10 protein-coding genes, 1 tRNA gene and 1 pseudogene are annotated in these 13,682 nt (G+C 37.8%); 5 read left to right on the top strand and 7 right to left on the bottom strand.

Going from position 1 to position 13,682, the window contains the following annotated elements; genetic code table 11:
• Positions 1 to 52 precede the first annotated feature (52 nt).
• Positions 53 to 1,948 (top strand): M13 family metallopeptidase, encoded by a 1,896-nt coding sequence (locus FGK96_RS10035; RefSeq protein ID WP_138083399.1) that lies wholly within the window; start codon positions 53 to 55, stop codon positions 1,946 to 1,948.
• A 164-nt stretch (positions 1,949 to 2,112) separates the two neighbouring features.
• Here FGK96_RS10035 and tsf read toward each other — a convergent pair whose 3' ends face one another.
• The 4 genes from tsf to ahpC form a co-directional block, all read right to left on the bottom strand.
• Positions 2,113 to 3,153, bottom strand: a complete 1,041-nt coding sequence (gene tsf, locus FGK96_RS10030) for a translation elongation factor Ts (RefSeq protein WP_138083398.1) — start codon at positions 3,151 to 3,153, stop codon at positions 2,113 to 2,115.
• Between the two features lie 131 nt (positions 3,154 to 3,284).
• Positions 3,285 to 4,052 (bottom strand): 30S ribosomal protein S2, encoded by a 768-nt coding sequence (gene rpsB / locus FGK96_RS10025; RefSeq protein ID WP_071794140.1) that lies wholly within the window; start codon positions 4,050 to 4,052, stop codon positions 3,285 to 3,287.
• A 209-nt stretch (positions 4,053 to 4,261) separates the two neighbouring features.
• Positions 4,262 to 5,794, bottom strand: coding sequence for an alkyl hydroperoxide reductase subunit F (gene ahpF / locus FGK96_RS10020; protein ID WP_138083397.1), 1,533 nt, complete (start codon positions 5,792 to 5,794; stop codon positions 4,262 to 4,264).
• Between the two features lie 33 nt (positions 5,795 to 5,827).
• The gene (ahpC, locus tag FGK96_RS10015; RefSeq protein ID WP_138083396.1) at positions 5,828 to 6,391 is read right to left on the bottom strand and encodes an alkyl hydroperoxide reductase subunit C; all 564 of its coding nucleotides are present in this window, start codon (positions 6,389 to 6,391) and stop codon (positions 5,828 to 5,830) included.
• Between the two features lie 283 nt (positions 6,392 to 6,674).
• Between ahpC and FGK96_RS10010 the strand changes: the two genes are divergently transcribed.
• A tRNA-Cys gene (locus FGK96_RS10010) sits at positions 6,675 to 6,745 on the top strand.
• Between the two features lie 130 nt (positions 6,746 to 6,875).
• Here FGK96_RS10010 and FGK96_RS10720 read toward each other — a convergent pair.
• The 3 genes and pseudogenes from FGK96_RS10720 to FGK96_RS09995 form a co-directional block, all read right to left on the bottom strand.
• Positions 6,876 to 7,240, bottom strand: a pseudogene (locus tag FGK96_RS10720) (tyrosine-type recombinase/integrase); the annotation flags it as partial.
• Between the two features lie 369 nt (positions 7,241 to 7,609).
• Positions 7,610 to 9,679: a cation:proton antiporter gene (locus tag FGK96_RS10000; RefSeq protein WP_138083395.1), complete on the bottom strand. Its 2,070-nt coding sequence runs from the start codon at positions 9,677 to 9,679 to the stop codon at positions 7,610 to 7,612.
• 2 nt (positions 9,680 to 9,681) lie between these two features.
• The gene (locus FGK96_RS09995; protein WP_138083394.1) at positions 9,682 to 9,951 is read right to left on the bottom strand and encodes a hypothetical protein; all 270 of its coding nucleotides are present in this window, start codon (positions 9,949 to 9,951) and stop codon (positions 9,682 to 9,684) included.
• A gap of 347 nt (positions 9,952 to 10,298) precedes the next feature.
• Between FGK96_RS09995 and FGK96_RS09990 the strand changes: the two genes are divergently transcribed.
• The 3 genes from FGK96_RS09990 to FGK96_RS09980 all read left to right on the top strand — a co-directional run bounded on the left by FGK96_RS09990 (position 10,299) and on the right by FGK96_RS09980 (position 13,576).
• A complete protein-coding gene (locus FGK96_RS09990; RefSeq protein ID WP_003085753.1) occupies positions 10,299 to 10,502 on the top strand; it encodes a cold-shock protein in 204 nt (67 codons plus the stop codon).
• Between the two features lie 171 nt (positions 10,503 to 10,673).
• A complete protein-coding gene (locus FGK96_RS09985) occupies positions 10,674 to 11,135 on the top strand; it encodes a CtsR family transcriptional regulator (protein WP_138083393.1) in 462 nt (153 codons plus the stop codon).
• Entirely contained in the window at positions 11,135 to 13,576 is a 2,442-nt protein-coding gene (locus tag FGK96_RS09980) for an ATP-dependent Clp protease ATP-binding subunit (RefSeq protein WP_138083392.1), read from the top strand. The genes FGK96_RS09985 and FGK96_RS09980 overlap by 1 nt, the downstream gene beginning before the upstream one ends.
• Positions 13,577 to 13,682: the final 106 nt, after the last annotated feature.

Genomic DNA, 13,682 nt, shown 5'->3' with positions numbered 1-13,682 from the left:
ATGAAGGAGATTATAATCTTAAGATTTTAGGAAAAATAGAAAAGGAGACAGAATGGTTGATTATAAAGAAAACTTTTATGAGGCTGTTAATGGAGAATGGGCAAAGACTGCTGTTATTCCCGATGATAAACCAAGAACAGGTGGTTTTTCAGATTTAGCTGACGAGATTGAAAAACTGATGTTGGAAACAACAGATCAATGGTTAGAAGGTAAAAATTTACCAGAGGGACCTATTTTAGCTAACTTTGTGAAATGGCATAAGATGACATCTGACTATGCTAATCGTGAAGAAGTAGGTGTAGCACCAGTTCTTCCTCTTATCAAAGAGTATCAAGAGCTAGAAAGTTTTAAAGATTTTGCTGAGAAAGTGGCGGATTTTGAAATGACTGGCAAGCCAAACCTTTTTCCTTTTAGTGTTGCTCCTGATTTTATGAATGCTCAACTTAATGTCCTCTGGGCAGAAGCGCCATCAATCTTACTACCGGATACAACCTATTATGAAGAAGGACACGAAAAGGCCGACGAACTGCGGTCAGTATGGCGTGCGTCTCAGCAGAAATTACTCGGTAACTTTGAATTTACTGAAGAAGAAATTGCTGACCTATTAGATAAAACATTAGAGTTGGATAAAAAATTAGCTCAATACGTTCTTTCAAGCGAAGAATCCTCTGAGTATGTTAAACTCTATCATCCATACCTTTGGGAAGATTTCGTTAAGTTAGCGCCGGAATTACCACTTGATAAGATTTTTAATCAAATCTTAGGTCAAAGCCCTGATAAAGTGATTGTACCCGAAAAACGTTTTTGGACAGATTTTGCTGCTCAATATTATTCAGAAGAAAACTGGGAACTTTTAAAAGCAGATCTGATTGTGAATGCGGCCAATGCCTATAATGCTTATCTGACAGATGCTATCCGAGTGGAGTCTGGTAGTTATGGTCGAGCTCTTTCAGGAACACCACAGGCGATGGACAAAAAGAAAGCAGCCTACTATTTGGCACAAGGTCCATATAGTCAAGCCTTAGGTTTATGGTATGCAAATCGTTATTTCTCGGCAGAAGCTAAAGCTGATGTGGAAGCAAAAGTTGCAACCATGATTGATGTCTATAAAGCTCGTTTGGAAAAGGCCAATTGGCTGGCAGAATCAACACGTCAGAAAGCTATTGTGAAATTAAATGTGATTACACCTCATATTGGTTATCCTGAGAAGTTGCCAGAAACTTATGAAAAGAAAATTATTGATGAAAATGTATCTTTAGTAGAAAATGCCCAAAAACTGGCTCAAATTTCAATCGCTCATAATTGGAGTAAATGGAATAAGCCGGTTGATCGTAGCGAATGGCATATGCCAGCACACATGGTCAATGCTTACTATGATCCACAACAGAATCAAATTGTTTTTCCGGCAGCTATTTTACAAGCACCTTTCTATTCATTAGAACAAAGTTCTTCTGCTAACTATGGTGGTATTGGAGCTGTTATTGCCCATGAGATTTCACATGCTTTTGATACTAATGGTGCATCCTTCGATGAGCATGGCTCTTTGAAAAACTGGTGGACCGAGGCAGACTATAGTGCTTTTAAAGAGAGAACAGATAAGATTGTTGACCAATTTGATGGCTTAGACTCTTATGGTGCTAAGGTGAATGGGAAATTGACAGTATCAGAGAATGTAGCTGACTTAGGTGGTGTAGCTTGTGCCTTAGAGGCAGCTAAGAAAGAAATTGACTTCTCAGCGCGTGATTTCTTCATCAATTTTGCTCGAATTTGGCGAATGAAGGCTCGTCCGGAATTTATGCAAATGATGGCCAGCGTAGATGTTCATGCTCCAGGTGAGTGGCGCACAAATGTAACCTTAACTAATTTTGATGACTTCCATGAAGTGTTCCAAATTCAAGAGGGTGACTTTATGTGGCGTAAGCCAGAAGAGCGTGTTATTATTTGGTAATAAACAAAGAATGACTGGGCTTTTAGCTCAGTCATTTGGCGTTAAGTGTGGCTTTATTCAAAAAAAGTGAACAAAAAAACCTTGACTTTAATTGCACTGCACCCCAAAAGTTAGACAAAAAATCTAACTTTTGGGGTGCAGTACATAATCAAGGTTTTTAATAATTAGTTGTTAAGAGCGGCAGCCATTGTAGCAGCAACTTCTGATTCGAAATCGTTAGCTTTTTTCTCGATACCCTCACCAACTTCGAAACGAGCAAAGGCAATTGCTTTTGCGTTTACTGAGTTAAGGTAAGCTTCGACTGTTTTACTATCATCCATGATGTAAACTTGAGCAAGAAGAGTGTAGGCTTGGTCAACTTTAGTGTTGTCAAGCATAAAGCGGTCCATTTTACCTGGGATGATTTTGTCCCAGATTTTTTCTGGTTTGCCTTCAGCAGCTAATTCAGCTTTAATATCTTCTTCAGCTTTAGTGATAACTTGATCTGACAATTGAGCTTTTGAACCATATTGTAAGAATGGAAGTGGAGCTTTGTCAACCATTGCACGAGATTCGTTGTCTAATTCGATGTCATGGTTAAGTTTAGCAAGTTCATCTTTAACAAATTGTGGGTCAAGTTCAGTGTAAGAAAGAACAGTTGGTTTCATTGCTGCGATATGCATTGAGATTTGTTTAGCAAGAGCATCATCGCCACCTTCAACAACTGAAATAACACCGATACGTCCACCGTTATGTTGGTATGCTCCGAAATGTTGTGCATCTGTTTTTTCTAGAAGCGCAAAACGACGGAATGAAATTTTTTCACCGATTGTAGCAGTTGCGTTAACGTATGCTGAAGCAAGTGTTTCACCTGAAGGCATTACTAAAGCTAATGCTTCTTCGTTGTTTGCAGGTTTACCTTCAGCAATAACTTTTGCAGTTTCGTTAACCAATTCAACGAATTGAGCATTTTTCGCTACGAAGTCAGTTTCAGCGTTAACTTCAACAACAGCAGCATGATTACCACTTACATAAACGCCTGTAAGTCCTTCTGCAGCAACACGGTCAGCTTTTTTAGCTGCTTTTGCCATACCTTTTTCACGTAAAAGTTCAACGGCTTTATCCATGTCACCATCAGTTTCAACAAGTGCTTTTTTAGCGTCCATAACGCCAGCACCAGATTTTTCACGCAATTCTTTTACAAGTTTAGCTGTAATTTCTGCCATTAGTAGAATCCTCCAAAATTTTTATATCAATTTAGTTAAAAAAACGAGACAGAGCGGTTTGCTTTCTGCCCCGTTTAGGTATTTTGAATATCAAGTTTTCTTAAATTTGAGTTTAAGAACTGGTATTAAACTTAGTTGTTGTCGCCTTCTACAACTTCAACAATTTCTTCGATTGAATCTGCTTTTGCTTCTGCTTCGAAAGAAACTTCTGCATCTTCACCTTGACGGCCTTCGATAACAGCATCAGCTAATTTAGAAGTGATTAATTTAACAGCGCGGATAGCGTCGTCGTTAGCTGGGATGATAACATCGATATCATCTGGATCAGCGTTTGTATCAACCATAGCTACAACTGGGATACCAAGTTTTTTAGCTTCTTTAACTGCGATTTGTTCTTTATGTGGGTCAACAACGTACATAACGTCAGGAATACGAGGCATATCTTCGATACCGCCTAAGAATTTTTCAAGACGAGCGCGTTGTTTGTTAAGAAGTGCAACTTCTTTTTTAGGAAGAACTTCGAAAGTTCCTTCTTCTTCCATACGTTTGATTTCTTTCAAACGAGCGATACGTTTTTGGATTGTTCCCCAGTTAGTAAGAGTTCCACCCAACCAACGGTGGTTGATAAAGTATTGACCTGCACGAGTTGCTTCGTCAGCAACTGCTTCAGCAGCTTGTTTTTTAGTACCAACGAACAAGATAACAGCGTCGTTAGCAGCAGCATCACGAACGAATTCGTAAGCTTGATCAGCTAATTTAACAGTTTGTTGTAGGTCAATAACGTGGATGCCGTTACGTTCTGTAAAGATGTATTTTGCCATCTTAGGGTTCCAGCGACGAGTTTGGTGACCAAAGTGAACACCAGCCTCAAGAAGTTGTTTCATTGAAATTACTGCCATGAGTAGTTTCTCCTTTATAATGTTTTTTCCTCTCCCTTACGTTGACTTGCAGACTAACCCGAAGGCAACAAGCCCACAATCGATAAGAGATGAGTATTTGTCGACAAACGACAAACCTATTCTAACAAAAAAGGCAGGGAAAAGCAAGGGGATTCTACTTTATGACAAAAAAACCAGCCCTCAGCTTAGTTCAGGACTGATTTTTAATATTATTGACGAATGAGATAATCAAAAGCTCCAATAGCAGCTGTAGCTCCAGATCCCATTGAAATAATGATTTGTTTATATGCTGAGTTGGTACAATCACCAGCAGCAAAGATACCAGGGATATTAGTTGCACCATGTCCATCAACAATAATTTCGCCTCGATCTGTTAGCTCAATGCCACTATCTTTAAGCCATTCAGTATTTGGTAAGAGACCAATCTGCACGAAGATGCCTTCCACGTCAACATGAGCATCTTTACCAGTTTCACGGTCAGTGTAATCAATACCAGTAACATGATTTTGGCCGAGGATTTCTTTGGTAGCAGCGTTTTTAATGATAGTAAGGTTGTTTGTTTTTGCTGCGCGATCCTGAAGAACTTGATCAGCCTTAAGTTCAGGTAAGAACTCAAGAACTGTAACGTGCTTACATATGCCCGCCAAATCGAGAGCTGCCTCTAGGCCGGAGTTACCTCCCCCGATGACAGCCACATCTTTTCCTTCGAATAGTGGGCCATCACAATGCGGACAATTGGTAACACCTTTGGTTCGAAATTCTTCTTCACCGGGAACATTCACATTCCGCCATTTAGCACCCAGAGCCAGAATAGCCGTTTTAGCTGTTAAGACAGCGCCGTTGGCTAATGAGACTTCGACAAGCTCTTTTTTCTCAATCTTAGTCGCCAGCTGTGATTTAATAATATCAACTTTGTAAGATTTTGTGTGCTCTTCAATTTGAGCCATTAATTGAGGTCCTTCGGTATAGAGGGTGCCAATCATATTTTCAATGCCGACAGTTTCCATCACTTGGCCACCAAAAGTTTCAGCAAGAAGTCCTGTTTTAAGGCCTTTACGTGCTGCATAAATTGCTGCGCTATTGCCCGCTGGACCTCCACCAATAACTAAGACATCGTAGGTTTCTTTATTAGAGAAAACTTCTTCTGACAGAGGACCAGCAATTTTCTCTAAGAGTTGATCAATGGTTGCACGGCCAGAATGGAAGAGTTCATTTTCAAAGAAGACAGCAGGAACAGACATAATGCCTTTTTCCTTGACTTCATCTTGGAACATCCCCCCTTCAATCATAGTGTGTGTGATATTTGGGTTAAGAACAGCCATGATATTAAAGGCTTGAACGACATCCGGGCAGTTGTGGCAGCTAAGGCTAGCGTAGGTTTCAAAATGCATCGGTTTATCAATGGATTTGATACGGTCGATGATTTCTTGATCCACTTTGGGAGGTCTACCAGATACTTGCAAAAGAGCTAAAATAAATGATGTAAATTCATGACCTAATGGGATGCCTGCAAAAGTAACGCGGGCTTGCTCTCCTTTTTTAGCAATGCTGAAACTAGGGATGCGATCTAGGTCTGAGGATTCAAGTGAAATATGGTCTGACATAGCAACAATCTCTTCTAAAAATTCTTGCATTTTTTTTGACTGCTCATCATCACCTAGGTGAGCTTGCAACTGAATATCAGATTCCAACATAGCTAAGTATTGATTGAGTTGTGTTTTTATATCTGGGCTTAATGCCATTTGTTACCTCCTTTGAAAATTTGAAGTTAGTTATTAAATTTTACCAACGAGGTCAAGGCTAGGTGTTAAGGTTTCAGCCCCTTCTTTCCATTTGGCTGGACAAACTTCACCTGGGTGTTGGCGAACATATTGAGCGGCACGAATTTTATCAATTAGTGTACTTGCATCACGGCCAATGCCATCAGCGTTAATTTCTACCATTTGAATAATGCCATCAGGATCAATGATAAAGGTTCCGCGTTGGGCAAGACCATTTTCTTCATCTAATACCTCAAAAGCACGTGAGATGTTATGAGAAGGGTCACCAATCATTGTATACGTAATTGTGCCGACAACATCAGAATCGTCATGCCATGCTTTATGGACAAAGTGAGTGTCTGTAGACACAGAATAAACTTCCACATCTAAAGATTTTAATGTTTCATACTGTTCTTGAAGATCACCTAACTCAGTTGGGCAGACAAAAGAGAAATCAGCAGGATAGAAGCAGAAGACTGCCCATTTTCCTTTGATATCCTCGGTGCTCACCTTAACAAATTCACCATTTACATAAGCGTCGGCTGAAAATTCAACCATTTCTTTTCCGATTAAAGACATATAAAGAACCTCCATATTATTATTTTATTTTATACATGTATTATAGGAAAAGATTTCCCAAAAGTCTAAAAGAAAGCCCTTGCATTTTTGGTGAATTATCAGAAAATTAACCAGTTAATAAGTTTATTTTAATTATAATGCTTCCAAACGGTGTAGAATTAAGCTTTTTTGGACTAATGAATTCTAAAAGTTTTAAATATGATTAGAAAAAATTTTTAAAAAAGTGATAGGGAAATTTTATCTTGACCTTTCCCTACAATTGAGGTAAAATAGCTATTGTCGTGGCGGTATAGCCAAGTGGTAAGGCACGGCTCTGCAAAAGCTTGATCGTCGGTTCAAATCCGTCTACCGCCTTTTTTTAATATCTTAAGACATTTTTAAAACTCTCTAAAACCTTGATAAATCAAGGTTTTTAATTTTTGCTAAGGGTATAAAAAGGAAATTAAATCGGTCAAAAGTCGGTCAAATTTCCAAAGATATCTTTTCACGCTTGATTATTCTTTTGTTTGAGTTTATCTAGTTGGTGGGCATACACTTTTAAGGTAATATTTAAGTTCTCATGACCAAGTAGTTGTGAGATGGATATCAAGTCAATGCCTTTCAGAATAAGAAAGGAAGCATATATATGTCTTAGTGAGTGATTGTGAACTAGATGCCCAACAAGCTACTTAATTAATTTATTACAAGTCGATTCAATGCATTTTCTTTAAAATATTTAGCTCGGTATAGTTTAAGTAATTCAATTGTTTTTTTAACAATTGTTAGAACTGCTTCTTGAGTTGCCAATTCAAAAATAACTTTGCCGAGCTCACGAAAATAGATGGATTTGAAATACTTACGATTACGGATTGTTATAACATTCAAGTTAGTGTGGTTAAGGAAGCTGTACAGGCTCTGCTTCTTGGTTAGCAAAATAGTGATGATAATCACTTGGGTCATTGAAGTTAAATTTTTTAACGAAACTTGATTGTAAGATATCTCTGTAAAAGTCTAAATTTTTTCGAGCATCTTAAACATTGACGCTAATATGGTGAAAGTGTCTAATCGTTTTCATAATAACCTCCTTAATATTGTCGTTTAGTATCAAAAATAGATTTGAATTTGTCCTGCTTAGAAGCTCTTTTCTGATACATGTACTAGTAGTAGTTATCGTAATTCTATTTTACAACTAACTAGTGGTACTTCAGTTGATTTGCTCAAAAAAACGAAGTGAGGAGGTCACTTCGTTGTGTGTCGATATTTAATAAGGTCGTAGGCAAAGTTGGGGGAGCTCTCGCGTAAGGAATAACTTTCTAGTTCATTAACTTCATCACGTAAGGCTTGAGCTTCTTTAGCTGTTAGTTCACCTCGCTGTTCATAATTAGAAATAAACTGTCTTTCTAGATAATACCCATGCAATCTTTCCCCGCTAATATCGGGAATAAAATTGGCAATAACGCGTTCCACAAATAAACCAGATTTAATTAGTTCTGCTTTTTGGAGGCGTTGATTTTGCAGAAAATCAACCAGTGATGTTGTGTAGAATCCTTCTAAATCTTCTAAAGTTTCCATAATAAGCTCGGTATTGTCTAAATACAATTCCGTTAGATGATCTCGGTTCTCCTGCGAAAGATGTGTTCCTTGTCTGAAAGTGGTTGATACTCTATCATTTCGCCCTCCAAAGGAAAGGAGTTCTCGTAAAAGATGACGTAAAACGCGTAAAAGAATAGTAATTGTGTAGCTGAAACTTGAGATAAAGCTACGATTAACCTGTCTTTCAAGTAATTTTATGTAATTCTGGTAGACACGGTACTCGATGATATTGATTTTCTTTTGTTTGTAAGCATGCTCTAAGCCTTCGCTTTCAATTGTTAGGGTGAGCAACTGTAATTCCGCTAATTCTTCTTTGACATTATTGGGCTCTTGCTCCAAAATTAGGTTTTCAATTCTATTATTATAACTGTCCATGACGTAGTAGAGTGCTGCTTGGTTAGCTGGTGCTGTTCTACTCTCCATCGCTAGGTTCTGTAAAACATCTGTCAAGAGTGCGATTTTAGTTACAAGATTTTGAGATGTGGTCACTAAAGGTGCTAGTTTAGGAAGAATAAGCAAGCCACTCAAAAAACTCAACAAGGTCACTGAACCGACAATAAATAAAGCGATGCTATTTTGAACTCCAGTCAATTTTGGGAGCAATAAAATGATAGCGATAGAGACACTTCCTTTAACACCAGAAACTGTTAGAAGGTTGATATGTTTCCAGTATTTTTGAATACTTTTACGAGTCTTTAGACTCCTTATCCAAAAATAACTGAAGATTAACACGTAACGAATGAGGAATAGAATCGCAGTGAGGGCAAAAACCAGTAGAAAGAGGGAAACATTGCTATAGTTTGGATTAGCGATTGCGGGACTAGTAAATTGAGCTAATTCCATGCCAAATATCATAAAGACAAGACCATTTAACATAAAATTTATAGTCTCCCAGATAATTGTTGTCACACGATCAACTTGTGCATCGAATAAGGTAACTTTTTTAAGTCGGTTGGCTTGCATAACCCCAGCAATAACAACTGCAATAATACCTGAAACATTTAACACATGAGCAATAAAGTAAACAACGAAAGGAAGAGTTAACTCAAGTAATAGAGCTCCTGTAACATCGGCAGCGTCATATTTTTCTAGGATAGACAAAAAGATTCTATTTAATAATGCAAAGATGATACCAACAGCTAACCCTCCGACAATGGAAATTAATAATTGGAGCCCTGCTTTTGTCAGAGAAAAATAGCCTGTAGTAAGAGCAATGAGGGCAAACTGAAAAGCAACTAGACCACTAGCGTCATTTAAAAGCCCTTCGGAAGTAAGAATATTTTTGATTTGATTAGGAAACTTAAAACGCTTAGCAAGGGATAAGAAGGCTACGGCGTCAGTTGGGGCTAAAGAAGCCCCCATAGCAAAACATAGAGCAAGGGGTAATTCTACAGGAAGTAAGGCCTTAATACTGAGCCCCATAAGAATAGTGGTTAAAAAAACAGTAGGCAAGATAAGGAATAAAACCAGATTGCGTGACTTTAGAAAACTTTTAACATCACTTTCTTGACCTTCACGAAAGTTTAAAGGTGCGATAACAAAAGCTAGAAAAAGCTCAGGGTTTAGAATTAAAGCTTGATCTTTGCTAAAAATTCCAAATAGAATACCAAAAAAGAGTTGTATAGCGGGTAAAGGTATCTGAGGAATAATACGATTAATAACGTTGGATAAGATGAGGGAAAGTAAAAAGGTGATGACAATTATAGCTATTGGCATGATTAAGATTTTTCCTGTTTATGAGATGACTGACTTTCATTAATGTAGTTATTTTTTAAAATAGCAATTTTTTGGTCAATCTCAGTGACATCAATATGTTCAATTAATTTGTGGCAACGTTCTTTTTCAAGAGCAATAAGCTTCTTTTTTAATTTTTTAGCTTTTCTGATATCTGAACAGGTGTAATCTGCCTTTAGTTTCTCTGTAGGGTAATTGTTAATATATTTTTGACGCATAGTTTGAATGCGGTCTACTAAGTTGGTGTTGGACATGTTCTCTCCTATAATCGCCTATTTTAGCAATTCGCTTAATTTTTCATTAATTATCTCAAAGAAATTAATGACTTTGAGCTGTTAAAAATAGTGACTTCTTTATACAACACATTTTAGCCTAGAGAGAGGAGAAACTCAACTAAAAACTACCTTGATCTAGTTAAACGCTTTCTATTTAATTTATTTTTTAAAGTTTTAAAGGAGTTTTAATGTTTTGCCTTGACAATACCCTTATTCTCTGTTAAACTGGGATTGTAAATTAGTTTTTGAGTAAATATTTGTGTTTTAACATCTTCATTTCTCTCTAGTTTTACACAATAGCTTTATTAGAAAGGAAGTGGATGTATATGGCACAAGGTACAGTTAAATGGTTTAACGCTGAAAAAGGTTTCGGTTTTATCTCAACTGAGGAAGGTCAAGATGTCTTCGCACATTTTTCAGCAATTCAGTCTGATGGTTTCAAAACTTTAGATGAAGGTCAAAAAGTTGAATTTGATGTTGAAGAAGGTCAACGTGGCCCTCAAGCAGTGAATATCACTAAATTATCTTAATCAGTAATGAACAATAGATAAAGAAAAGGCGGACTAGTTTCTGCCTTTTTTGTGTCTATATGAACCAAAGAGATTGTTTTAGCAAACAAAGATTTGCTTTTCACATCTGCAATTTGTTATAATAAAAGTCAGTTTTAGTCAAAAATTGAGTAGAAATGAAGGGGTGAGTTGATGCCGACAAAAAACACATCGGATAGCATTGAGGAATATATCAAAGAGTTATTAGCTCAATCGGGGATTGCCGAAATTAAACGTTCCCTATTAGCAGATTCTTTTCAAGTGGTACCAAGTCAGATTAATTATGTTATTAAAACCCGTTTCACTGAAAGTCGGGGATATGAAGTTGAGAGTAAGCGGGGTGGCGGTGGCTATATTCGAATTGCTAAAGTGCACTTTTCAGACAAACACCATCTCATTGGCAATTTAACTGCAAATATTGGTCAGCAGGTGAGTGAAGTTGTTTTTACTGATTCTATTCAATTATTATTTGATGAACATTTAATTACTGAACGCGAGGGGAACGTTATCTTAGCAATGGCCTCTGATGAAGTTCTAGGGGCAGACGCATCTGCTATTCGTGCGCGTATGCTATATCGTTTGCTACAGCGTATTGACAGGAAGGGAAGCAATTAATGATAGATTACTCACTTAAAATGCAAGAAATTTTCAAGCAGGCTCAATATCAAGCTGCACGCTTTGATAGCCAATATTTAGAAACCTGGCATCTTCTTTTAGCAATGGTTGTGGTTAACAATTCACTCGCGGGACTTGTTTTCAATGAATTTGATGATAAAGTTGCCATAGAAGAATATGAAGCGGCAGCTATTTTGGCTATGGGACAAACACCAAATGATGATGTGAAAGAATGGACTTTAAAAGGTCAGTCTAGAACTTTAACAAAAATTCTCCAGTTTTCAGATGCTATCCGTCAAGTAACAGGTGCCCAGGAAGTGGGATCGGAACACGTGCTTTTTGCAATATTATTGAACCCTGATGTGATGGCAGCACGTTTACTTGAAATGGCTGGTTTTAAACTACGAGATGAGGGTCAAGGGGAGTTGAAAATCTCTGATTTACGTAAAGCAATTGAAAGACAGGCTGCCTATAGTAAAGAGACTATTAAAGCTATTTATGAATTACGCAAACCTAAAAAATCAAAAGCAGGTGGGACCTTCTCAGATATGATGAAACCGGCAAGTTCAGCAGGTGAACTTTCTGATTTCACACGTGACTTAACGCAGATGGCCAGTCAAGGACTTTTAGAACCGGTGATTGGTCGAGATAAAGAAATTACTCGGATGGTCCAGGTATTGAGCCGCAAGACCAAGAATAATCCGGTCTTAGTCGGAGATGCGGGTGTTGGGAAAACGGCTTTGGCGTATGGACTAGCTCAACGAATTGTCGAGGGGGCTATTCCCTACGAATTGCAGGAGATGCGAGTTTTGGAATTGGACATGATGAGTGTGGTTGCAGGAACCCGTTTTCGTGGTGATTTTGAAGAGCGGATGAACCAAATAATAGATGATATCGAAGCTGATGGGAAAATCATTCTTTTTGTTGATGAATTACATACGATTATGGGGTCTGGAAGTGGTATCGATAGTACCTTAGATGCAGCTAATATCTTGAAACCAGCCTTGTCTCGTGGAACGCTACATATGGTAGGTGCAACAACTCAGGAAGAATATCAAAAACATATTGAAAAAGATGCAGCTCTATCTCGTCGTTTTGCTAAAATTTTAATTGAAGAACCAAGCCTTGAAGATGCTTACCAAATTCTTCTTGGTCTAAAATCTTCTTATGAGATGTATCATAATGTTGGTATTTCTGATCAGGCTGTCAAAGTGGCTGTTAAAGTTGCACATCGTTATTTAACTAGCAAAAACCTGCCAGATTCTGCTATAGACCTCTTAGATGAGGCAAGTGCAACAGTTCAGGGACTAATCAAAAAAGAGGCTCCCTCCCTTTTAAGTCCTATTGATCAAGCTATCCTAGATAAGGATTTTAAAAAGGTGGCTAGTCTGTTAAAGGCTGGTCAGAAAACAAAGCCCAACCCAACCCCAGTTACAGAAGATGATATTATGGCAACTTTGAGTAGACTATCAGGCATACCGCTTGAGAAAATTAGCCAAGCTGATAGCCAAAAATACCTTCGTTTAGAGGAAGAATTACACAAACGCGTTATTGGTCAAGACGAGGCTATTTCAGCTATTTCAAGGGCTATACGTCGTAACCAATCTGGTATTCGCACTGGCAAACGGCCAATTGGTTCATTTATGTTTCTAGGTCCCACAGGTGTTGGGAAAACAGAGCTGGCGAAAGCCTTGGCTGAAGTTTTATTTGATGATGAATCAGCATTGATTCGTTTCGATATGTCAGAGTACATGGAAAAATTTTCAGCCAGTCGTCTTAATGGTGCTCCTCCAGGATATGTGGGCTATGACGAGGGTGGAGAATTGACAGAAAAAGTAAGGAATAGGCCTTACTCCGTTTTGCTCTTTGATGAAGTTGAAAAAGCTCACCCAGATATTTTCAACGTTCTTCTTCAAGTTTTGGATGACGGTGTGCTGACAGATTCCCGTGGTCGCAAAGTTGACTTCACGAATACTATTATTATCATGACCAGCAATTTAGGTGCGACAGCACTTCGAGATGATAAGACTGTAGGTTTTGGTGTTAGAGATATTAGTCACGATCACCAAGCTATGGAAAAACGGATTTTAGAAGAACTAAAGAAAACTTATCGTCCTGAATTTATTAATCGAATTGATGAAAAGGTTGTTTTCCACAGTTTAAGTCAAGAAGATATGCAACAAGTAGTTAGGATTATGGTGAAACCATTAATTGCTACCCTAAAAGAAAAGGGAATTACTCTAAAATTCCAACCGTCTGCACTTAAATACCTATCTGAAAAAGGTTATGATGTTGAAATGGGGGCTCGTCCTCTTCGAAGAACGATTCAAACAGAAGTTGAGGATAAATTGTCAGAGCTACTCCTTTCGGGACAGTTATCTTCTGGAAATAAATTAAAAGTTGGTTTAACCAAAGGCAAAATAAAATGTGACATAGAATAAGATAAAGAGAGAGTTTAGTAAAAAACTAGGCTCTTTTTTCTTGACTATTTTTGACCAAGTGATAAAATAGTAAACAGAACTAGCACTCTATATAAAAAAGTGCTAA

The organism is Streptococcus porcinus (assembly GCF_901542335.1).
GTDB classification, from domain to species: Bacteria; Bacillota; Bacilli; order Lactobacillales; family Streptococcaceae; genus Streptococcus; species Streptococcus porcinus_A.
Note: the sequence above shows the minus strand (reverse complement) of the source record. Positions and strands in the feature narration are given on the sequence as shown.